Genomic DNA, 24,305 nt, shown 5'->3' on the forward strand with positions numbered 1-24,305 from the left:
CTAGAAAGCAATCTGTGAATCCTTTCGAGGAATGATGAGCTTTCCAGAGCTAATATTGGTTATTCCCTGACTTTTTTCTTGGTGGTAAACCAACCAATTACTTTGCTTGAAAGTTCCTCTGCTATTTCAGGATGTTTTTTTGCAATATTGGTTGTTTCGTTTCTATCGTCACCCAAATGAAACAATTCTTTCTTGGAGCCATCTGAATTGACCAAAAGTTTCCAAGGGCCTCGTCGAATGGCCAAGTGTTGGCTTTGATGATGTGGTTGTTTAGGTCGGTTGAAGTGTTTGTTGCGGCCAAAATCCCACATCAAATCGGTAGTTCTCTTTTGTGGTTTATTTCCTAAAAGCGCTTTACTCATATTCTCGCCACTGCCCTTATAGTTTTGAGGTATTTCGGCCCCTGTAATGTAGCTGATGGTGGGCAGTAAATCTACGGAGCTTAACACAGTTTCACTGTCTACTGTACCTGCTTCGATTTCATTAGGCCAATGAGCCAAAAAAGGCATTCGCACACCTCCTTCATACAAACTGTTTTTGGCTCCTCTCTGGCTGTTGGTCCTAATTTGTTCAAAAGTAGGGTAGGCACCGTTATCGCTAGTGAAAATGATGAGGGTATTATCGAATATTTCTAAATCTTTTAAGCCTTTGATCAATCGGCCGATTTGTTTGTCGTATTCCTTTAATACCTGAACGAAGGCCTCTTTGCCCGTCCATGCTTGTTTGTCATCATAATAGTTCTCGCTAGGTATCCAGGGGTCATGCATATCATCTGGCCATAGATTCACAAAGCAGGGCGATTTTTGGTTTCTGGAAAGAAAGTCCAAAGTTTTGTCTACAAAGTACCCTGTTCTTTCCCAACGTTTGATACTGTCTTGTTCACTCCATATCCAATTCGATGCAGTTATCAACTTATCCGGGTCAGGACCTTCATAGGTAGTTACATACTCATCAAAGCCGTACTCGGTAATTTGTGGGGCATCGTCTACATCTCTTCCTCCGCCCAAATGCCATTTACCAATGTGTCCTGTTTTGTAACCCGAATTTTGGAGCATTCTCGCCATTGAAGGCCATTGTGGGTCTAAAAAATCGTATTGCTCGTGTTTTTTGTTCCCTTCTCGGCTATGTAAGTATGTGTTGATGCCAAGCTCCGTTGGAAAAATACCTGTTGTGATAGCAGCCCTGGAGGGGGAGCATACAGGCGATGCGCTGTAATAGTTATTGAACTTGACACCCCCGGCGGCCAGAGAATCGATATGCGGTGTGGTTACCCAACCACTGTTGTAGCATGATAGATCGCCGATGCCCATGTCATCGGTATAAATAATTATGATGTGGGGCCTGTTCGACTGCGCAATAGTTTGATTCCGTAATAGAAAAGAAAATATCAGAACAAGCGAACAAAGTATGTTTTTAGGTTTGATCAAGCGATTGGTTTTTATGGTAATTGAACTTATCTTCTAGTCTTAAGTTTATTCGAATAATACTCACCAATGGCAAAACCTTCATCTTGACCGTTGGCGATAGCTGGCATGTAATGGATACCTCCATAAAAACGACTGATGGCTGCCTCGTTAGCGGCATCCCTAAACGATTTAAAATGACGTGTAGGCAGGCCGAACTCTTCTTCTGTAGAATCTGCAAACTCAAAATTCTCCCCGAAAAGTTTGGTCAAAATAATAGCCGCTCCAGAAGACACTACACTGTGACCGCTAGTATACTCAGGAAATGGAGGAGTTTGGAGTACCGGTAACCAGTTCGGGTCGATATATTGATTGATATAAGTTTCTGGCCTAATGACCGAACTGCGGTATTTTTCATCCCAGCAGCTGATGAAGCAATCGGCTAGGGTGACCGCCAATGAAGCATAGGCTTCCGCTGATTCTACGGCAGAGGCCTTGGCTTTTTTGCAGACCAAAGAGGTGATGTTCATCCAATGTCCGTTAGGTGATATCTTTTTGGTGGCGAACATAACATGCCCGCGAACGTTCATTTTGAAAGGGTTACAGTCCCAAAAATTAGCAATCTCATTCTCTTCGGGCGTATTGTTTTTCACTTGCTCATAAACATCAATGACATCCTTGTAAAACAAACTGGTACTGTCACGTGAAAAATCTGGGGGAGCTACAGGCTTAAATTGCTCTGCAGAGTCGATCATAAAGGTTCTAAGTTTGTTCCAGTTGGGTTCAATGGCCTTCATATAAGCAGGAGGCGTAGGTTTCCAGTAGCCTTCGCCACTTTTGACACTATAATCGGGCATTGACCTGATTTGGGAATATTTGTCTTTTGCGGACCATTGGAGAACGTGCTTTGCTACCATGTCTCCGTAAGCAATGGAATTATCGAATATTTTCTGGGGAATACCATTCTCTTTGATTTCCGCTAACAATTCCTTTTCAAAAGTATCAATGCGTTCTTCGGAGATGACAAAGGCCTTACCTGTGGTAAGAACGGCGTGAATGGCTGCTAAGGTAAGGTCGTATTTTTTATCCTTATCCAAAGAAGGGAAGGCTTCAAGACCATGAAGTTGGCCGGCCATTGATATATATTTTTTATTACCCTGAATAAGGGTTTCATAGGCAGCTACCGAAACATAAGCATACGTTCTGCTGGTCACGGGGGGCGAATATATATCGTACACCATTACATCGGTAACCTGCTTAACGGCCCGATGCAAATAATCGGCTTCTTCACTGGCAGAAAGTTTCTTATAATTGACCGGATGTTTCGAAGAAACGGTCAGCATCATTAAAATTGCCAATAAACTTAATCTTTTCATTTGTGGGGTTTTGTCTTTAAAACCGCCTTAGCGGTGAAACTAGTTCTTTAAAATTGGGTTAGTAAGAATTCCGACTATAGGGCCTCTCTTTTCTCTCCTTTAAAATTGGTGATGGTAATTTTGGTAGCACCTTCTTCTAAAGGAAGCGTTCTTGAAGACTGAGAAAGGTAGCTAGATCCATATTGAAATTCTACCCTTCTGCGACGGCCATCTTTAAACCAAATATCGGCAGAAAAATCGTCGGGTTGAATATGTACCCACTTCTTGGTTTTATTTGAATCTTTTTGCAGTACAATAAGTTCATCTTGGTTTTGGGTGGCAATATAAAGGTCTTTCTGGTCGGCTATGTGTACCCTGGCCAACCCCTTGGCATCACCCTCTACATAAAATCCGGAGTTTTGTAACTGCATGGGTTGAAATCCTGAATTTTTAGAACCTAATAGACATAGCCCATTAAAGGCATCGTGGCGACCGCTGTAGGGATCCATTCCGTAATCGTTGCCAACCATGAGTATATCTAAATAACCATCTTCATTGATATCTTCGGCCATCATACCATAAATTGGGGCCGCTTGTGCTTCATTGGGCAAGGGAGACATGGTGAATTGACCATTGCCCTTGTTTTCAATAAAGGAGGTTCTCATTTCGTTGGCCTCTAAAATGATGGCTCCTTCTTTTTGGGCTTCCGTCCATAGTTGATCCATGTCGGCCATACCGTATGAGGTATAGGTAGGAAATTTTTTTCTCATGCTGACTACCTGGCCTACCAAATCGTCACGTGATGGTATCGGATAAGGTTTGCGTATTCCATCGTCGCCCATCATATAACAAAAAACGGTTCCATCAAAAGATCCATTTTTATCCATGTCTTTGGCAATGATGGTCATCGGTTCTTCTGGGGTAGCTTCATAATTTGTGTTGAGCCCTAAGTTTCCGGCTACATAATCCATGTCACCGTCATTATCAAAATCGCCGGCTACTAAGCTGTTCCACCAACCTTTGCGGTTTTCGACGCCCGTTTTTATTTCGACCAGCGAGTCTCCGGTGTTTTTGAAAAAGGTAATGGGCATCCACTCACCGGCCAAGATAAGGTCTGGTTTTCCATCCATATCAAAATCGCTCCAAAGAGCATCCGTAACCATTCCAATGCGTTTCAATTTAGGGCTATAAGTCTCGGTAACATCAACAAATTGACCGTTGTCGTTACGGAATAAGAAGCTTTCCGGAGCTTGCGGATAGGCTGCTGAAACTACTCTACCACCTACAAAAAGATCAAGGTCGCCATCCCCATCAAAATCAGCGGCTTTTACACAAGACCCATTGGTGAAATCTTTAGGAAGGTTGTTGGCCCGTGTAAAGTAACCTTTACCATCATTTAGAAAAAAGCGGTCATTGCTGATTTCGTGCCTAGCAGGTATTTCATAGCTGCCACTAACTAGGTAAAGGTCTAGGTCGTTGTCGTTGTCGGCGTCGAAAAAAAGTACGCCCATATCTTCATAAAGAATGTCTTCTTTTTGGGAGAAACGATTGGCATCTTTTTTAAATGTACCGTCACTATTTTGCATAAAGAACACTCCTGGGTTATCGGAAGAGCCACTAATATATAGGTCATCATGACCATTACCATCAATATCGCCCACGGCAATGCCCGGCCCATATTGACTTAATTTATGCGGAATGGTTGGCTGAATATTGAAGTCTGAAAAGTCTGTTTCTTTTGGGGTGTAAACCAATTGATGTTCGGAAGAAGCGTCGGAGAAAATGGAGTTGTCAAAAGAAGGCTTACTTTCTTTAACGGATGTCGCATTCGAATAATTAACTGAAATCTGGTTTTCAACGATGTTGCTTAAAAGTTGCGATTTTCCATCGGGCCACTGTACCCGCAAAGAATCAACCTGGGCCGCGTTGCCGATACCTAAATGAATTCTGGAATCATTGGTGGACAGATAACCTCTGATGGGGTAATGCTCAAAATATTGCATTTTACCGTTGGAGTATACCTTTATGGATGCCCCATAACCATCAGGATTTTTGGCTGGGCCTTTAATGGATACCGATACATGCCTGTCCGGAACGTTCAGGGTATTTTCATAGACAAATGCGGTGTCATTTATATTGTTTACTAAAACGTCAAGATCACCATCATTGTCAAGGTCGGCATAGACCCCGCCATTAGAAAATGACTTTTGATCTATCCCCCATTTTTTAGAAGTATTTTTAAATCTGGAACCATCGATATTTTTAAAGGAGTAATTAGCCAATTTAACCACCGGTAAGCGGTCGGTCATTTCAAGAGTGTAACTCTGTGCTCCTGCTGTTTGCCCACTTTCATAAGCTATGTAATCCAAATCAGTAACGTCTTTAGGCAAACCATTGGTAATGATGAGGTCTTTATAACCGTCATTATCAAAATCCGCAGCAAGCGGGCACCAACTCCAATCGGTTTGGTAAATACCTGACATAAATGCCTGATCGGTAAATACAGGGTGGCCGTTAGGGGTAGGCCCGCTGCTCAACTGAAGCACATTACGAACATATTGGTGGTTGTAGCTGTACTGTTGGTTGTTGATGTAATTGTAATACTCATTACCACTCAGCATTCGTTTTTTTCGAAGATTGTTCTCAGGAAGCATCTCCAACGAAATAACATCGGGAAAACCGTCATTGTTAAAATCGACTACGTCGGTACCCATGGCGTTCCATGCCGTGTGCTTGAAATAGTTGTCTAACTGATTGGTAAAAGTGCCATCTTGATTGTTAATATAAAGCAGGTCGTTTGATACAAAATCGTTCGCGACATAAATATCGGGCCACCCGTCGCCGTTAAAATCACTGATGTTAGCGGCATGTCCCCATCCCTCTATAGTGATTCCTGCATTTTCTGAGACATTGGTGAACGTATGGTCTCCGTTGTTTCGGTAAAGGCGGTCTGTATTTTTTGCAGAACCGTCGGTCAATTTCGCCCGATAGCGAATGGGGGTGCGAGAATCATAAATTTCATTGGTGACGAGATACATGTCCAGATCACCATCTTGATCGTAGTCAAAAAAATAGCCTTGTGTACTATATCCATCATCGGCCAACCCATACGATTTGGCCGACTCTTCAAAAATGGGAATTCCCTTTTTGTTGGTTCCTTTATTGATATACAAGAGGTTGGTTCTGCGTTCGGAGTCATTTCTAAATGAAGCCGCGACATAGATGTCTAGCCAGCCATCGGCATTAATGTCGACTACAGAAATTCCCGTACTCCAATGTCCTTGCCCATCAACGATTGCCTCTTTAGTAACATCTTTGAAATTAAAATTTCCTTGGTTGAGGTAGAGTTTGTTTGAGACCATGTTGCCGGCAAAATAGGCATCAATAAGTCCGTCATTATTAAAATCGCCCATGCCGATTCCCCCTCCATTATAAATATTGGCCTGGTTGAGAATATTGAGGGTATCGCTTTCTGTCAATAAATTATTGAATTCAATTCCGGTACGGCTTGCCGGATGCAGTTTGAAAAGTGTGTTGCTGTCTTGACACCAAATAAAAAATGGGGCCAGCAACAAGAGCATTAGTAGTCTGAGTTGATAGTTAGTTTTCATTAGTTTGAGTTTTCTTGTCAATAACAGGCGGATATAAAAAATCCTGAATTGGCAAAAATTGGTAGTTAAATTGAGAAAAATAAAAATAGCTTTTGGCATCAATAGGTACTTTACAAATTGATTCTATTCCTCAACAATTTGATTCAACATAATAAAAATGGGCTTTTTCGTGTCATTTTACGGGTGAGTCCATAGCTAGTTACTGCCAAAAGGAGTGATTCTGACAAAGAATTAAAAATTTTATTGAAAACCCAATATGGGCTTCCGACGTCTATGCTATATAGGTTGGGGAGCACATCGATACCCCTAGTTTACACTTAAAATGATAGCTTTCACATTATTTTAACATTTAAGACCAAACCGTCCTACCAATCCCTCGTAGGTATTAGTGTATTAACCTTAAAAACAGATTGCCATATGAAAAAAAATATAGTTAGGGTAGAACCTATTGGTAAATCAACAAATCGCCGACGATTTCTGAAATTGGGAGGTTTAGGCGTTGTTGGAGCGGGGCTTTTGGTAGCCTGTAGTGATGATGATAATGGTATGGGTATGATGCCTGATCCAGACCCGGAACCGGATCCAGATCCGGACCCAGACAAAATTTTTGATTTAGGGGAAGGAGATTTAGGCGTTCTTAATTATGCTTACGCATTGGAGCAGCTCGAAGCCGATTTTTACACAAAGGTTGTGAATTCGTTCTATGGCAATATTTCTGATGAGGAAAGACAAGTACTTACCGATTTATATTACCATGAGGTAAACCACAGAGATTTCTTCAAGGCGGCTATTACAGCTGCTGTTGATGGTAATACCGATTTGGTGCTTCCTACTTTGGAATTCGATTATGGTAACCTCGATTTTGGAAATAGAGAGCAGGTATTAACTACGGCCAGTGTTCTTGAAGATACCGGTGTTGCCGCTTATAATGGGGCAGGCCGTTTGATTGCTGACCCAAATTATCTGTTAATTGCAGGTAAGATTGTTTCGGTAGAGGCTAGACATGCTTCGGCCATACGTACGCTATTGAATCCGGGGTCGGCAGACTTCGCCGGTGACGATTATGTAACCGCAAGTAACGGACTCAGTGCTGCTCTTGACCCTTCAGCCATATTGGCTGCCGTGGGCGATACAGGTTTCATTACCACGAAGTTCACAGCTAACAATTTACCTTAAACACTAAAAGAAGAAAATTATGAATATTATAAAATTTTTAGATGGATTTACGAACGAATCCCTCCTCAATAAAAAGGCTAGTAGACGAGATATGTTTGGTTCTCTCGGCTCTATGGGTAAGAAGGCAGCCCTTGCGGCAATCCCATTTGGTATGGCTGCAATGCCCAAAAGAACATTTGCTCAAGAGTCAGGCAATGACCCGGTCAGTGCCCTACAATTGGCGTTAACTCTTGAATATTTAGAAGACGAGTTTTACGATTTGGCTTTGCAATCAGGAGTTTTGCCTAGCGGTAGACCAGAAACGGTGTACATGCAGATTTCTAAACATGAGCAGGCCCACGTAGATTTTCTGATCAGCGGATTGGAAGGCGCAGGAGTAACCCCAGTTGAAAAACCGACTTTCGATTTTACGGCAGGTGGCGCCTTTGACCCGTTCAACGAATATGGCGTAGGGCAAGAAACCGCCTACGCACAATTATTGGCATTGGCGCAAGCTTTTGAAGACACAGGTGTAAGAGCCTATAAAGGGCAAGCCGGTAACCTGCTTGGTTCTGATTTTCTAACTGCCGCATTGCAAATACACGCCGTTGAGGCCATGCACGCTTCGGAAGTTAGAAGGTTGAGAGGTCTTAAAGGATGGATTACCAATAATGAAAGAGGCGACGGAATGCCAGAAGCGACCCAAGCGGTTTACAATGGTGAGGAAAACGTTACTCAAGGTGGGGTAGATGTTACTACACTTGGTAGTGATGCCGCTTTCAGTATGGAAGCATCGACCGAAGCATACGATGAGCCACTTTCAGGTGATGATGCGGTTGCAATAGCAAGCCTTTTCATCGTAGAATAACGAAGAATATAAAGCAGCTCCTTTTATAGAACCCTCTCTCGTTTCGAGAGAGGGTTTTTTAATTGCTGCCCACCAGGTATTTTCATTTAGCTTGAGTCATATTTCTGATTAACTGGAACATAGAAAGTAGCAGTACGTCGTATAATTCTAAAGTTGTAAAAATCTTCTTTTTGGGATAGGACCCAAGAAGATTTAAAAAAATTGTGTAGAATTACATTCTATTAACAAGTTGCTCCCACTTAGATGCTATCTGAATATTCAAGAATTTGTAAAGCGACTAAATAATTGACATTCAATCACAAATGATGTAATTATTTCAGATTTTGCTTCGTAATAGGAAAGACGAGAACCACTTTTGAATAATCCTCCAAATTAAATACCCAACTAACTCACGAATAACAGACTAACGCTACTTATTACCGCTTCAGCTATTTTATTTCAAACGTTTTCGTGCAAAAATCAAAAGGAAAAACCAGTACAGGAAGAAACAAAGGAAATCGCTTCTGTCGAAGAGCAACTTTACCGGCCTAATTTCCATTTCACTCCAAAAATCGGTTGGATGAACGACCCAAATGGTATGTTTTATCTTAACGGAAAGTACCATTTGTTTTATCAACATTACCCAGACGATAATATTTGGGGGCCTATGCATTGGGGCCACGCCATTAGTACCGATTTGATTAAATGGGAACACCTTCCAATAGCCTTATATCCCGATGAGTTAGGGTATATTTTTTCGGGTAGCGCTGTGGTCGATTATGAAAATACCTCTGGGCTTGCCAAAAATGGAGAGATACCCATTGTTGCCATGTATACGTATCATGATCCCAAAAAGGGTGATGAAGGCAAGATTGATGCGCAGACCCAAGCGATTGCTTACTCTTTAGATGAAGGGAAATCATGGACGAAGTACGATGGAAACCCGGTAATTGAAAATCCTGGCATTAGAGATTATAGGGATCCAAAGGTTACTTGGGATGAAGAACGCCAACAATGGGCCATGATATTGGCTGCAGACAGCGAGATGATGATTTATACCTCAAAAAATTTAATCGATTGGACGCTAACGGACCGATTTGGTAAGGATGTGGGCAGTCATGACGGCGTCTGGGAGTGTCCTGATTTATTTCCGATGACAATCGAAGGAACCGATGAGGTGAAATGGGTGATGTTGGGCAGCATCAGTGGGGGAGCACCAAACGGAGGAAACGGAACTCAATACTTTATCGGTGATTTTGATGGCGAAAAATTCACTTTAGACGACTCGTTTAAAACAGCACTCGCCGAAAAGCATGACTTTTGGATTGATTTTGGAAAAGATAATTATGCCGGGGTAACCTGGTCAAATGTTCCAGAGGAAGATGGGCGTAAAATATTTATAGGTTGGATGGTCGATGGTCATTATGCCAATCAAGTACCGACCACCACTTGGCGAAGTAGTCAGAGCATACCTCGCACACTTCGGTTGATTTCCGAGAACGGAGTGCCCATGCTTAGGTCTGAACCTGTTGACGAGGTTCGGAACTTTATTGATAAGGGTTTGGAAGAAGGAACGGTTTCGATAAAAGAAGGTGAAGAGAAGATTTTAGGAGGTGAAGATATTGATTACTCCAAGGCCCGTATTGCCTATACTCTGCCCTCAATCGATGAAATATCATACACATTTAAATTATCTAACGAGAAAGGGGAAGAGTTGCTTTTTGGTTATAACTCCGATGACAAACAATTTTTTGTCGACCGAAGAAAATCGGGGATAGTAGATTTTCACGATGAATTCGCCGAAAAAATATCAGTGGCGCCAAGGTTATCGGAGAAATCAGTTCATGATGCCGAAATTCTTTTGGATAAAACGTCCATTGAATTGTTTTTTGATGGGGGTTCTACGCCTATAACAGAAATTTTCTTTCCAACGACGCCTTACGACCAGTTATCCGTAATATCAGAGAATGGAGAATTGATTTTGGAAGATTTAAAAATCGACCAGTTGAAATTTGATTGAAACAAAAAACCCCTCATAAAGAGGGGTCTTCTGTGATCGCGGAAGGATTCGAACCTTCGACCGTCTGCTTAGAAGCCGCTTTAATACCAAATCTTCCAAAAACCAAAATCGATATAATTTATTGCATGTCAATGTGTTACATTTATTTTGACCTCATTTGGAATCAATTGGAATCAATCATTTGTTTGCAAATTGTTTGCAAATTTTTTTGCTAACTTGAAGTAAATGAGAACATATTTGACCCTTTTACTGGATACAAGAAGAGCAAAAAAAGATGGCACCTACCCTATAATTTTTCGCCTCACCCATTTGCGAAAAACAACATCCATCGCAACTGGTTTTTCAATATCCGAAATATTTTGGGATCATCAAAAATGTTCCATTAAAAGAAACTTCCCTCGCACGGAATCCATTGCCCGATTGAATACGCTTTTATTAAAAGAAGAAGCTCGTGCAAATGACATTCTCAACAAACTTTCTGATCAAGGTAATTTAAACTATTTGTCAATTGTTGAAGTGAAAAATCGAATCACAAGAAACAGCACCTATGAATCCTTTTTTGAATTTGGGAATTCTGTAGTTGAGGATTTAAAGGCGGCACACAGATATGGGACGGCCAGACATTATAAAGGCATTTTATCGGTCTTGAAGACCTTCAATAAGGGCAAAGATCTTAAGTTTAATGAAGTGAATTACTCCTTCATCAAACGCTTTGAAAAATATCATTTAGCAAAGGGAAATAGTTGGAATGGATTATCTACTTACTTACGCGGCTTACGAGCACTCTTCAATAAGGGTATAAAAGCGGGATTAATTGAAAAGGAAGCCTATCCTTTTATGAATTATACCATAAGACAAATTCCAACCGAAAAACGAGCTTTGGAAATTGAAGATATTAGAAAGATTCTAGAATTGGAAATTCCAGAGGATCAAGCATTGTTTAGATATCGAAACTATTTCATTTGTTCCTTTTTTCTCTATGGTATGAACTTCACGGACATGGCCTACCTCCAAGTAAGCAATATAGTGAACGGTCGTATTAAATTTCGCAGAAAGAAAACGGGAAAACTATATGACATAAAAATAACCGGACAACTTTCAGAAATCTTGAACAGTTATTTGAAAGGAAAGAAAGCGGCGGATTACATATTTCCTGTAATAAAACGAGAAAATCCTGCTAAACAGGAACGAGAGATTAATTGGGAAAGGCAGCGTTATAATCGTGGGTTAAAAACAATTCAGGAGTTATGTGGAATTGAGCAGAAGCTTACAACCTACGTTAGCAGACATAGCTTTGCTACACAAGCTATGCTTCACAACATTCCTTTGGAGGCCATTTCTGCCATGCTTGGACATAGTAAGCTGAATACAACTCAAATCTATCTCAAATCCTTGCCGACTACTATCCTGGATGACTACAACGAGAAATTAATTGAAGCTATCTAAAGTTATTCACGACAATTTAAGGGAGGTCGTCATGACTGGAAGTAAGCAGTAATAACAACTAACTAAAAATCAACACTTGACACTTTGTTTCGATACTGATTAACCGAACTCTAAACTGTCTGTAAAACAGGACATTCACCGCTAAATTATATGAATATTCTGCATTATAAAAATAAGTATAATTATGTAATTCTTCCACCAATTCCGGTTTGCTCAGAATAAATGGTTAATGATTCTACTTCCTTCCTCTGGCTTTCTACAGTGTCATTGCCACAATTCCCAAAATTGGAAAATAGGAATCTCGACTGTTCTCATAGAATCTATAGTGCTTTTCACAAAATGGTTTCTCTAATCTTCGGTAACTCACTACGCGAATCAATCAATAGCTACTAAAAGTGGTCTTTACAGAAGAGCCTTCTCTTGTAATAGGTATTTTAAAAATCTATGACTTATATCAGTACAGTTCTATCTTCTGAATGGTGTTTAATATTATTAGTATTTTCAACTATACCTTAGGCAAAGGCAGCAGTGACATTTTGAAAGACCACAGTATATTCCTCATTATAATATCGAATATTTTACTGATTAACTCTTATGTCAGAAATATGCCCAAACGCCACGGGGAACAACAAGTTCATCTTGCCAACTTTTTTATATCTAAATATGGAAATCAAGACCATATCAGTCACTAGATAAAAGTGTTTTTAAAAATGTAAACTCCTAAAATTAAGGTCTAATTGAATTTTGCAATGTACCTGTAGCCTTACCCTTTTTAGGACAACTCTAAATTCAGTATTTTTTGATTAAATGATTCTGGTTTTTCATTGAAATCATCTATTGATCTCGCTAAAAATTCCTTTGGTGATTTATCTCCTAGGGATTGATGCGGATGATTGTTATTATAATCTATCTTCCATTTGTTGGATAAGGATTTTAACTGGTATAGATCATTAAACCAGTAAGCATCTAGGACATCTTCCCTCTGAAATCTATTAAGTCTTTCAATAGAGCCATTTTGCATTGGTTTTCCTGGCTGAATAAACTTGATCTCGATTCTTTTTCTTTTACACCACTGGTTAAAGGTCTTGGAGAGAAACTCCGGTCCATTGTCACAGCGTATAGTTTTTGGAAGGCAAATCTCTTCCTCCAGTTGTTCCAGGGTTTCAACAACCTTTCTGGCTGGATAATTCAGCGCAGGATCCACAGCCAGGGCTTCCCGGTTACCATCATCCATTACGTTCAAAATACGCACCTTCCTGCCATCGGATAATGTGTCTGCCATAAAATCCATACTCCAGCATTCGTTGAGATGCAACGGAACTTCCAGTGCCTGTTTGACCCTGGAAATCATCCGCTTTTTATGCTTGCGTCTAAATTTGAGCTTCATGCTCCGGTAAACCCTTAAGACACGTTTACGGTTCCACTGAAGGCCTTCGCGACGGATACGCTTGTAATACTCATCAAATCCACGGGTGGGTAAGGCTGCTGCCAGCCCGGAGAGCTTGTCAATTACCTCCTTGTCATCCTTTTTGCTGCGGTAATACCACATTGAGCGTGTCAGGCTTAACACCCAACAGGCCCGCTTTACCGATACCTCCTACTGTTTTATGAGATAACTTGCGCGATGTTGTTTGTCGGAAGGCCCTAGAACTTTTTTGAGAGGACATCTTTGAGCATTCTGATATCCAGACCGGCATCGGCATAAATCTGTTTGAGCTTGCAATTTTCTTCCTCCAGCTCTTTGAGACGTTTTAAATGGCTGGTCTCCATCCCGCCATACTTCTTTCGCCAGTAATAAAAAGTGCTCTTGTCTATGCCCAGTTCCCGGGCAATTTCCGCAGTACTTCTTCCTTGATCATTTTCCTTTAAAGCCTTGATGATCTGGCTCTCTGTAAACTTGGTTTTTTTCATGTGACAGTTAAAATTTAAAGTTAGAAAATCTGAATTTTAAACTGTCCTATTTTTAGGGAAGGCTACAGTGCGATATGAATTTTAAAATCGCCAAGACTAGATATCAATAATAAATAATTGTACATTATCTACATCCTCGCCGAACCTAAAAACCTTCTCATTTTTGGTTTGGTTCGGTAGACCATAATTGTTGTAAGATGTGGCTTTTATATATATAAATGGAGAAAAGGTATTATTTTTAAGATTCTTTATATTAACAATCCATTTACCCCCCGTTTCTACATCAAAGAAAAAATCTTGATATAAATATCCGTTTTTGTTCATCTCGGGATTATCAAAATTTGACCAATCATCATAACCCCCTAAATCGTTCTTGAATTGAAATGTTAGATCAATTTTGGAAACATTCCATTCAAGGACCAATCTTCTTACTTGGTTGTCTGAACTTACTGACTTTACGTGGTTATTTATATTAAGCCCCTTCCATTTTGACATTATTTTCTCAACTTCCATTTCGAATGGGTAATCTGCCCCTAAGCTCTCCACTTCATTTTCGGGTAAAACTTTAAGCATATTTTTATACCTCACATAGTAATATACCGCAACACGGTAATTTCCGATTTCGGCATAGCAATTGACCAAATCCCTATATGACTGGGCCATCTTTGGTTGAAGGCGCAAAACTTTGCAATATGCGGAAATGGCCCTTTTATAAGCATTAAACTCTTCATAATAAAATGCCACTGCTCGCAGGACAGGAAGGTTTTTTGAAAAATCAGTCTCGACACGTCCTAAAATTTCGGTAGCTATATCCAAATCTCCCCATTTGTCATAAAAGTATCTGGAAGACTCTAGAAAATAGTATGGATTGTCCACGTTCTCGGCAATTTTCAATTGGTATAGTTCTATGGCCATGTCTTTCGAGTCAGCCCGTTCAAATCCACAGATAACGTTTGGTAGAGTATTTCTATACATAGAGACTGTATTGACCGCACTTATTAAACTGTCCTTTAAGGTTTCATTATTATATCTCCTATCTACGCCCATGTCATCTATCTTTGCCTGGCCTTTCGTATTAACAATAATAACACCCTGAGAACCTTGCGGACCGTATCTTGCGGCGGCGGCACCTCTAACCAGCACAGCAATCCTTTCTATATCATTGGCATGAAGATACGTGGGTGCTGTTTCCTGTATAATTCCATCGACATCGAAAATTGCTGCATTTTTTGGCTCACTGTAACTTAATTTTTGTAAAAATACCTTGACATGTCCATCTTCCCTTACAACCTCCATTCTAGGATAGAAAGATTTGAGGGAATACAAAAAATCAGGCCCTGCAGTAATTAAGTCCGAACCTTGAATTATTTGAATCGGATAAGACATTCTGTCCTTATCAATAATGCCCAATCTTGTCTTTATAAGATTTGGATTTAACATATAATTTTCGAGCATGGACTTTTGAGAATGAGATTTTTTCTTTTCCAAAACCACCTCATCAAGTTCAGTAGTACCAATTTCCATTTGAATATTCAGGTCTTGGGTCTCAGCTTCAACCAATTTTTCTAAGTTTTCATATCCAATATGCGAAAACAACAACACCTCCCTACGGTTAATTTCAATTCGATATCGTCCATTACTATCGGTTTGTGTACCACTTGGAGTTCCTTTTATCTTAATATTGACGTTAGCCATAGGTTCACCTATAGTATTCCTAACTATGCCTTTAACCGAGAAATTTTGCGTTTGCGAGTAACTAAATCCCGTAATCATGAAACAAACAATCGAAAACAATATATGCCTAAGTAAATGTTTAGATATTGCTTTTAAAGCCATCAACTAAAAAATTAAAAGATTATATATATTTAAATCAATTTTGTATAACTACACATCACCTAATGTAAGAAAATTCTATTAGATTCTTTTTTCCAAAATTTTACTCGTTAATTTTCCTATTATCAATTATTATTGGATGCTCCAATTCATCCCATTCAACTGGGTTTGCTCGGTATAGTAAAATCTTACATGAGCAATATCCTATGTAAGCATTTCTCCAAATGGGAAATCAATCCTTCTTAAAAGTAGAAAGGATTCATATTTTAAACTTTTTAAAAAATGCTTATTAGATTCAGAAATTATAAAAATTGATAGCTCCTCCTTTACTCAGTTATCTCTAACCTGGCACCCCAACAGTAAAGAAATATATTTTCAAGAGTTTAATCCAAAATCATTGCTTTTTCATTTATATAAAGTCAACTTGGAAACGCTTCTAAAATCCGAGGTAGAACTACCACCTTCCAATAGTGCGATTCCCCCGTTGGAATGGTCAATATCGGGGAAATATCTAAGTTACTTAGGTTCTAATCGAAAATCATATTTATATGTATATGATAATGACATTAAGAAAATTGTTCGGAAAATTCAAGTTAAGTCTCCTTACGCAAAATTTAAATGGGCTGAAAGTATTTATCTGAGGGGTTTCAAGCCAAGTAATGGAAAAAAATTATCCGACACAGATTTAGTAGAATATGTCGAACTACTAAAATCTAATAAAGTAAAATACGTTTACCTCTTTGCCGGACCTTATAAGAGGAATGGTCATTTGCCAAAATATCCATTTTCAAAAACTGCTCAAGAGAGCATAAAAAGCTTCAAAAATATTATCCTCAAATCGTCATTCTTCCATGGTTAGGTGGGGTACAAAATAAAACTGTCTTTCTTCAAGACTCTATTTGGGTAAATAAGGCGCTTAAGGACACTGAAAAATTAGTTTCCTTCCTCGGAACACCGAGAATTCACCTTGACTTTGAGTGTATTATAAAATGAAATCCTTATTTGGATGCAAATATTCAAGAAGAAGAGTTAGACGACAAAATCAAATATGCCAAAAAATGTAAACAATTTCCATAAACAGTTACGTAGTTTATTACCTGATGCATTTATTTTAACTGTTGTAGTTGCAACTTCCCCAGACACCAAGCCATGGAAACGCAAAACCACAATCAAAGAACTTACGATATTAATAAAATACATTGACCAACTTTCATTTTTGTTTTATGACACCCATATAAACTCTCAGAATATTTTTGAAAATAATTGTGTGAGTCAAATAAAAGATATCGAAGAACTAAAAAACCAGAACTCCAGCACCCAATTTTTAGTATCGATAGGAACATTTGTAAACCGTCCTGAATTAAGGGAATTTCGTAATCTTAAAATTGAAAATATCCCAAATACACTTCAAACAATTAAAAAAAGTATTTTAATTGTAAATGACTCAATCAAATTAGTGGATGGCATTTCTATTTATTATGATTGGCAGACTGAAAAAAGTGAGTGGAAACAATTTAGAGAACACTGGGCAAATTGAATAATAAAGCTATTAAAGCGAACGAAGCCATGTTTAGCGATGTAAGCGTCCCAAATCTTACCCCCAACTTTTGCGCATGGATCCTATCGGGTTTTTGTAGTGGTCCGGTAGATAAGCGTAAAGCAAAAACCCGATAGGGCGCAACCTACCTCTTGGATTTCAGTAACCCATATCCTCACCCGTACCCCTAGCCTTGTCAATACCTCTTCCAAGGGCCTTTATGATCTTGGCCGCCATCTGTACTTTATTGGTCGGTATACTGGGAGCCTTGACCCCCATTGTTTTTAGTAGTTTGAAGGCCATGTCCTTTTCCTTGGTGGGCAGTCCCATCACCTTGGCAAAGAACTTCCCCGGTTCCTTGGCATGAGCCTTTCTCCCAACATAGGATTCCACATAGTTCCTCTTGAACCCTGTTGTCCTGTCAAAGGTCCTTTCGGCCGATTGGTAAAAACTGTCCCTATCAAATCCCCTCCTGACCGTCCTTCCGTTCAGTTCCACTTCGGATGCTTTGTGCTTCGCCATTGGGGAAAGCGTATAGGTGTTCGTCACGTCCCTTCTACTGACTATGATATGGATATGGGTTTGTGGCCCCTCTTTTTGCATTCCGCCAGCCACCATTTGTCCGTTCTGTTTATGTGGGGCCAATCTTTCTTGCTCTTTGATCCTCTTTTCAAGCTCATTGACATTCCCGATGGTTTCGCCCCGTTCCACTTTCCGTATCTCGTTCCTGAGCCTTGCTATCTCCCCTCGGTAGGGTGCATTTTCCTGTACCTGTTTGTCAAAGCCCCGATAGGTGCGTTCATGCTCTATCTTGGCATAATATTTCAGATTCTCGGCCTTGACCTCTTGGTTACGATGGAAACTCTTGGCATAGTCCTCCATGAGCTTTCTTGTGTATTCCCTTAGCAGGTTTGGGTCATTTCCAATAGCCTGTAATTCCCTTTTATTGGGACTGACCACTATGGAGTAGAATTTTGGGTCTTTCTGCCTAAGCTTGGCCGTATTGGCATCTATTTCATCGATGACCGTTTGAGGGCTTAAGCTGTCGTTCTCTTGGTCAAAGAACTCTTCCCTTTGTTCGGGCAATCTATCCTCGTTTTCCTTTTCCAGATAGTCCACATAGTTCCCTACACTGGAGTTGTAGGTACTTCCCATTTTCTGTGCTGAGATGGTTAGGTACATGAGCGTTATCTTAATTGATATTTCAGGCTTTCAAAATCACCAATGCCCATATTTATTTTCAAGTACGGCTTTCCCATCATTGGCTCCACCTTTTCCACATTATCGATGATTTCAGTACAACGCTTTTTGTATTCTTTGAATTCTTGCAACATTCTATCATGCTCTGTTTTCGGAACAGTGTTTCTAGGCTCCAAAAAATCCTTTCGCTCTTCTTGTATCTTGACGGGTTCCCGTCTCGCTTTCCTCCCAATTTTTACATAGGCCTCATAAAGTATCAGTATCATTTCATAGGTGGGCCGGATACTGGTCTTTTCCATGTTCTTGATAATGGCGATGAGCCTATCGATTTTTTTCATCATTTGACGCTCCAATTTTTTGATACTGTCAACAATAATCTTTGTTCCCTCCCCAAAAGGTTCAAGGTTGTTCTCCTTGAAGTAGTGTACCATTCCATCCAATACCTCGCTATGGGATTTGCTGAACTTTTTGGAATAGGTCCGAAAACGTGTGGCCGTTTCTTTCCTAATTGTGATATTGGAATAACCACCGGTTCCTTTATTTGCTCTATCATTGTTTTTTTGCTTTTCCATAGGTGCGATTTTGTTTTTTAGTGAAATTGCGTCAATTTTTTCGTCAAAAATCTTCAGTGTTTACAGGGCTTCCCAAAGGGTTTACTGTAGATTTTGGAAAAGTCTACTGTAGCCCCTGATTTTGCGCAGTATTCCAAAATCCATTCAATCAACTGGTTTTCAACTTGTTGAATACCTGAAAACAACCGTGATGGCGCAATCTGCGCATCACCCTCTTGCTATTCCTTCGTCCCGCAAGCGGGACCGAATAAATACAGCTTGATTGAAAATCAGCTGCCACATAAATATTCTTTGGTTTGTACGGACTTTTGGAAAGTCAAATCAAATAATCAATGCCGTACTATTTGTGTTCCAAGACACTTTATAAATATATTCAATTTTATTCATTTTCTTGTTGTCCAACAACCAAGGTAGATTTTACATATGAATGAGGCTTGGTATCCTCTTTGACAGAAATGGGAACATAACGGAAAAGACAATTATAATACGGAAGCTTTGTTCTCCTAATCTAATTTAGTCTCGGTAATAACTTTTGTCTTGGCAAGAGAATCATGAAATTTATATCCTTTTCTTTCAAAGAAAAAGGATATTTATAGAGCCCCCCTATTTTACATCAAAGGAAACCCTAAAACTCTTCTTGAAGTTGATGGTATTTCCTATCCCATAAACTTTAAAACGTGTATATTATCCAATATAGGGAATGTATCTACGGATAAAAAGGGGCTTAAGGGAAAATCCTATAGAATCACTAAATCAGTTAGTCTTTTTGATTTGGGTTCAAAGGACAAGGATTCTATAAATCAATACAGAGAAAAACAGTTGTTGAATTTAAAAGGAGAACATCGTGTGGTTGATTTTTATTTTGATAATAAAATCAACAATGTGAACCTTCAAGAATTATTATACCAAAATGGTGACACATTACTTTTAAAGGCAAAAATACAGGATGGGAAACTCGTTCCATTATTCTAAATTAAAAGTACTTCCCTAGAAATTTTGATTCAACTTTTTCAACAAGAACCTTCAACTTGAGACAAATACCTACAATTTTTGTTAAAAACGTTAAAATTTATCCCTGTTTGCAAATTGTTTGCAAAAAAATAAGCCTCAGAAAGTAAAACTCTCCGAGGCCCTATGATTACTGGTGATCGCGGAAGGATTCGAACCTTCGACCGTCTGCTTAGAAGGCAGATGCTCTATCCAGCTGAGCTACGCGACCGAATATTGTAATGGTCTGAATGTTTGTTTTAAAGTGAAAAATGACTCATTAAAGACCGTTTTTCAAATGTGCGTGCAAACTTACTAAAAAATATAGATTTGGAAAGGGCAAAAAAGCCAAACTTTTTGAATCGCCTGTTAAAATGGATGAAGTGCTTGATTTTTAGCTGTTACGGATCAATTGTTCTAAAACTTCGATGGCTGCATCTGCAATTTTGGTTCCTGGCCCAAAAATGGAATCGACACCCGCCTCGAACAAGAAGTCATGATCTTGTTTGGGGATAATTCCGCCAACCACTACTAAAATATCCGCTCTGTCAACAGAGTAAAGTTCTTCAATTAATTGAGGCACCAATGTCTTATGGCCACCGGCCAATGAGGAAATGCCTATTACATGAACATCGTTTTGCATTGCCTGTTTCGCAACTTCTTTCGGAGTTTGAAAAAGAGGGGCGATATCTACGTCAAAGCCTAAGTCTGCATATCCGGAGGCAACTACTCGTGCGCCCCTGTCATGACCGTCCTGACCCATTTTCGCTATGAGAATGCGAGGTCTTCGGCCATCTAATTCAGCAAATTGGTCTGATAGGCTTGCCGCCTTCTTATAATTCTCGTCGTTTTCCGTCTGTTTTTTATACACTCCCATTACTGATTGATTTTGGGCAGTATGTCTTCCAAATACATCTTCTAAAGCTTTGCTTATCTCACCAAGAGTAGCCCTAGCTCTGGCCGCCTTTACTGCTAAAGCTAGCAAATTTTCATTTTCGTCGATTGGGCTCTTCTCCTCATTTATTCGATGTATTGATTTTTTTGCGGCTCGAGTCAGGTTCTGTAGCGCTTCCTCAACATCTTTGGTGTTCCTGGTTGATTTAATTTGTTCGAGCCTTGTTATTTGGTTCTCTCGAACCTTGCCATTGTCTATTTCAAGAATTTCTATCTCCTTGGCACTATCTGTTTGAAACTTGTTGACTCCTACAATAATCTCTTGACCGCTATCTATCAAACCTTGTTTTTTCGCTGCAGCTTCCTCAATCCTCATTTTTGGAATTCCGGCTTCTATGGCTTTGGTCATTCCTCCTAAATCTTCAATTTCCTCAATTAAAGTCCAAGCTTTTGTTGCAAGCTCAAGGGTCAATCCTTCCACATAATGACTGCCCGCCCAAGGATCCACTGTCTTTGCAATTTTTGTTTCATGCAATAGAAAAAGCTGTGTGTCTCGAGCAATGCGGGCGGAGAAATCGGTGGGTAGGGCAATAGCCTCATCTAAGGCGTTGGTATGTAGACTTTGGGTACCGCCCAGAACGGCCGCTGCCGCTTCGATTGTAGTTCTCGTTATATTATTGAAGGGGTCTTGTTCGGTTAAGCTCCATCCGCTTGTCTGGCAATGGGTTCTCAACGCCATTGATCTTTCATTCTTAGGGTCAAACTGTTTGACAAGCTTGGCCCAAAGCATTCTACCCGCCCTCATTTTTGCAATTTCAGTAAAATGGTCCATTCCAATTCCCCAAAAGAAAGATAATGTAGGAGCAAAAGAATCTAGTTTCAGACCTGCTTTTAGACCGGTTCTCAAATATTCCAGTCCATTGGCCAAAGTATAGGCAAGTTCCAATTCAGCCGTGGCACCTGCCTCGTGCATGTGATAGCCAGAGATGCTTATCCCATTAAATTTGGGCATTTGTTGATTGACATAACTGAAAATATGTGAAATAATCTGCATGCTCGGTTCTGGAGGATAAATGTAGGTATTGCGAACCATGAACTCTTTTAAAATATCGTTCTGAATGGTTCCTCTCAACGCCGATATGGTTGCGCCCTGCTCTTCGGCAGCTACGATGTAAAATGCCATAATAGGCAAAACGGCACCGTTCATGGTCATTGAGACGGAAATATCATCTAGGGGAATATCCTTAAATAGAATTTTCATGTCCTCAACCGTATCGATGGCCACGCCGGCTTTGCCCACATCACCGATGACACGTTCGTGGTCGCTATCGTAACCCCTGTGAGTGGCAAGGTCGAAAGCCACCGAGAGCCCTTTTTGACCGGCTTGTAAATTTCGCTTATAAAACTCATTGCTTTCTTCAGCGGTAGAAAATCCGGCGTATTGTCTAATTGTCCACGGACGGTTAACATACATGGTAGTATACGGGCCACGAAGAAAAGGAGGAAACCCTGCTGCAAAATTAACATGCTCAAAAGCTTGTTTGGTCTCTTTCTGATTTCCCTTATCAGCTAGTAGTTGGTCTAAATTTAGATGTTGTATGTCTTTTCTAGGTTTCAATATTTTTAGGCAAATTGTAAAAGAGAAGTTAGTTGCGCTCTGTATGAATAATTTTCTTTTCCATTTTTTCTGACAACCGATATTCAATAATTGGTTCAATCAGGGTTTTAATATTTCTTTTTTCCCGAAACGGATTTTTATCAACCTGTAAGTTCATGGGTTCCGACTCAGAGTAAAAGGCGTTCGAGCCGACAAGTATTTCTTCTTGCCTGTCAAAAGCCAATTGTTCCTTTTCTGCACTTTCCTTAATTTTTTTCTGGATGAGCCCTTTTTTTAAATGCTCGAGAAAGCCGCCTGATTTTTCTATTTGCTTAAAAAGTAATAGTGCCTTTTGGGTGAATTGTTCGGTCAGACTTTGTATGTAATACGAACCATCAACCGGGTCGTTCTTTCCGGTAAGGTGACTTTCATCTCTTAAGATAAACAATTGATTACGGGCAATGCGCTCGGCGTCTGTATCAAATCTTTGATTGAAATGATTATAGGTCTGGGTGCATATGGTATTGGCACCACCTAAAATGGCAGCCATTGATTCGGAAGTAGTACGTAATAAATTATTGTTTTGGGCAAATAATGTCTTGTTTCTTTTTGAGGATGTTGCGACAATTTGGCAATTTTCTTCAACCTCAAATTCTTTGGCGAGAAGAGACCAAAGTAGTCGTAGTGATTTTATTTTGGCTATCTCGAAAAAATAGTTCCCTACTAAAGAAACTCTAAATGTTGGTTTGCTGAAATACTCTTTCGGTATTAAATTCAAGTATTCGGTCGTGTGAGCTAGTGAATACGCCAATTGTTGAACAATAGTTGCACCAGCGTTTTTGTACAATGAGGTGTCTATCGAAAGGTGATGTGATAGTTCTGAGTCATGTGAGTTTACCAGAAGTTCTGAAAACTGATTTAAACAATTTAGATTGCCTTCGGGCCAATTGCCGGTTTGGGCCAAAACAGAAATAGGGTCTAAGTGGATAAGTATTTGCTCATGGTTGGGCAAGCGTTTAATTTTTTCTAGAGCCGATAGTGAAAAGCTGGATAGTTGGAGATGAATTTTTGTTTTAGAGATTTTAATGTCGGCTAATAGATTTTCTAAATCTTCATACTTTTTGATGTTCTGAATCCATATACTATCTATTTCGCTCTCTAGCGCTGCAAGTATCGACTGTTTAGCTTGATCTACATTTTCACCATCGATTGTTTGACAGGTATTCCATTTTTTAGGTTTTAGCTCAATTTTGTATTTCTGATATGCGGTACTGTCTTGATGATAAAATGGCTTGACCATAATGCCTTCCCGAGACTCCCAAACCATATTTTTATTGTAATCGGCTCCCTCAAGCTCATATTGAATTTTTTGTTTCCATTGTTTTTCAGAGATGGGAGGGAATTCTTTGAACATGATACCTTTTTTATGTTTCGATTAGGGATTTAGGTCAGTTGGTTGTTTATAGAGAAAATAAACCGATTTAGAGTCATATTCTGGAGTAATTAATTACCGCAATTTTCCTTTGTTCTATACAATTGAACGCTTAATCTAGAAAATTAATAATATTTAGTCCGCTGAAATACAATAATTTAAATTTGATAGAAATATGAACAAAAATGTGATTGAGCAATTTCTAATAAAGCTAACGAATATGGATATAAGCAGGTGTTTTTATATCATAAAATCAAAATAATATACTTTTTTTTAAAGAATAATTTCATCTTTTTTTCCTTAGCCTATATATCTTCGTACCGGTTAAGGCTATCATTTCGGAAAAAGAAATTTAGCCAAAAATCTTAAATCTAAGCCTTTGCTTATGAGAATTATGAACGTTCAATTGCTAACAATTAAAGAAAATCGATTAAACGGTAAAATGAACGAATTGGTTGTGTTCTTTTCAATGAATTTGTTTCAATCTAGATTTTTTTGATTTAAG

At 39.4% G+C, this 24,305-nt stretch carries 15 protein-coding genes and 1 tRNA gene; 5 read left to right on the forward strand and 11 right to left on the reverse strand.

From position 1 onward, the window contains the following. Positions 1-59 precede the first annotated feature (59 nt). From D1013_RS04190 to D1013_RS04200, 3 genes are all read right to left on the reverse strand, one after another. Positions 60-1,427 (reverse strand): sulfatase-like hydrolase/transferase, encoded by a 1,368-nt coding sequence (locus D1013_RS04190; protein WP_205601273.1) that lies wholly within the window; start codon positions 1,425-1,427, stop codon positions 60-62. Between the two features lie 26 nt (positions 1,428-1,453). Next, a complete protein-coding gene (locus D1013_RS04195; RefSeq protein ID WP_121847691.1) occupies positions 1,454-2,779 on the reverse strand; it encodes a vanadium-dependent haloperoxidase in 1,326 nt (441 codons plus the stop codon). A gap of 74 nt (positions 2,780-2,853) precedes the next feature. Next, positions 2,854-6,369: a VCBS repeat-containing protein gene (locus tag D1013_RS04200; protein WP_162987798.1), complete on the reverse strand. Its 3,516-nt coding sequence runs from the start codon at positions 6,367-6,369 to the stop codon at positions 2,854-2,856. Positions 6,370-6,786: 417 nt separating this feature from the next. Between D1013_RS04200 and D1013_RS04205 the strand changes: the two genes are divergently transcribed. From D1013_RS04205 to D1013_RS04225, 4 genes are all read left to right on the forward strand, one after another. Further along, entirely contained in the window at positions 6,787-7,545 is a 759-nt protein-coding gene (locus D1013_RS04205; protein WP_121847693.1) for a ferritin-like domain-containing protein, read from the forward strand. 19 nt (positions 7,546-7,564) lie between these two features. Then, complete coding sequence (locus D1013_RS04210) at positions 7,565-8,392, forward strand: ferritin-like domain-containing protein (RefSeq protein WP_121847694.1); 828 nt, start codon at positions 7,565-7,567, stop codon at positions 8,390-8,392. Between the two features lie 430 nt (positions 8,393-8,822). Continuing rightward, complete coding sequence (locus D1013_RS04215) at positions 8,823-10,391, forward strand: glycoside hydrolase family 32 protein (protein WP_394343387.1); 1,569 nt, start codon at positions 8,823-8,825, stop codon at positions 10,389-10,391. 225 nt (positions 10,392-10,616) lie between these two features. Continuing rightward, on the forward strand, positions 10,617-11,837 hold the full coding sequence (locus tag D1013_RS04225) for a site-specific integrase (RefSeq protein WP_121847697.1): 1,221 nt from the start codon (positions 10,617-10,619) through the stop codon (positions 11,835-11,837). A gap of 772 nt (positions 11,838-12,609) precedes the next feature. On the opposite strand, the gene D1013_RS04230 is transcribed toward D1013_RS04225, so the two are convergent. The 3 genes from D1013_RS04230 to D1013_RS04240 all read right to left on the reverse strand — a co-directional run bounded on the left by D1013_RS04230 (position 12,610) and on the right by D1013_RS04240 (position 15,584). Further along, the gene (locus D1013_RS04230) at positions 12,610-13,386 is read right to left on the reverse strand and encodes an IS3 family transposase (protein ID WP_121847698.1); all 777 of its coding nucleotides are present in this window, start codon (positions 13,384-13,386) and stop codon (positions 12,610-12,612) included. Positions 13,387-13,481: 95 nt separating this feature from the next. After that, on the reverse strand, positions 13,482-13,748 hold the full coding sequence (locus D1013_RS04235) for a transposase (RefSeq protein WP_121847699.1): 267 nt from the start codon (positions 13,746-13,748) through the stop codon (positions 13,482-13,484). Positions 13,749-13,844: 96 nt separating this feature from the next. Continuing rightward, positions 13,845-15,584, reverse strand: coding sequence for a tetratricopeptide repeat protein (locus tag D1013_RS04240; protein ID WP_121847700.1), 1,740 nt, complete (start codon positions 15,582-15,584; stop codon positions 13,845-13,847). Between the two features lie 1,045 nt (positions 15,585-16,629). Between D1013_RS04240 and D1013_RS04250 the strand changes: the two genes are divergently transcribed. Further along, complete coding sequence (locus tag D1013_RS04250) at positions 16,630-17,118, forward strand: hypothetical protein (protein WP_121847702.1); 489 nt, start codon at positions 16,630-16,632, stop codon at positions 17,116-17,118. 159 nt (positions 17,119-17,277) lie between these two features. On the opposite strand, the gene mobB is transcribed toward D1013_RS04250, so the two are convergent. The 5 genes from mobB to D1013_RS04280 form a co-directional block, all read right to left on the reverse strand. Beyond that, complete coding sequence (gene mobB / locus D1013_RS04255) at positions 17,278-18,300, reverse strand: MobB family relaxase (protein ID WP_121847703.1); 1,023 nt, start codon at positions 18,298-18,300, stop codon at positions 17,278-17,280. A gap of 5 nt (positions 18,301-18,305) precedes the next feature. Continuing rightward, a complete protein-coding gene (locus D1013_RS04260) occupies positions 18,306-18,890 on the reverse strand; it encodes a BfmA/BtgA family mobilization protein (protein WP_121847704.1) in 585 nt (194 codons plus the stop codon). A 1,142-nt stretch (positions 18,891-20,032) separates the two neighbouring features. Beyond that, a tRNA-Arg gene (locus tag D1013_RS04270) sits at positions 20,033-20,109 on the reverse strand. A gap of 162 nt (positions 20,110-20,271) precedes the next feature. Further along, positions 20,272-22,389 carry a methylmalonyl-CoA mutase gene (scpA, locus tag D1013_RS04275; RefSeq protein WP_225621356.1) on the reverse strand — a complete coding sequence of 706 codons (2,118 nt, stop codon included), beginning with the start codon at positions 22,387-22,389 and terminating at the stop codon, positions 20,272-20,274. Positions 22,390-22,417: 28 nt separating this feature from the next. Continuing rightward, positions 22,418-23,782 (reverse strand): methylmalonyl-CoA mutase family protein, encoded by a 1,365-nt coding sequence (locus tag D1013_RS04280; protein ID WP_121847706.1) that lies wholly within the window; start codon positions 23,780-23,782, stop codon positions 22,418-22,420. Between the last annotated feature and the right edge of the window lie 523 nt (positions 23,783-24,305).

Origin of the sequence: Euzebyella marina, assembly GCF_003687485.1 — a bacterium.
In the GTDB taxonomy this organism is placed as follows: Bacteria; Bacteroidota; Bacteroidia; order Flavobacteriales; family Flavobacteriaceae; genus Euzebyella; species Euzebyella marina.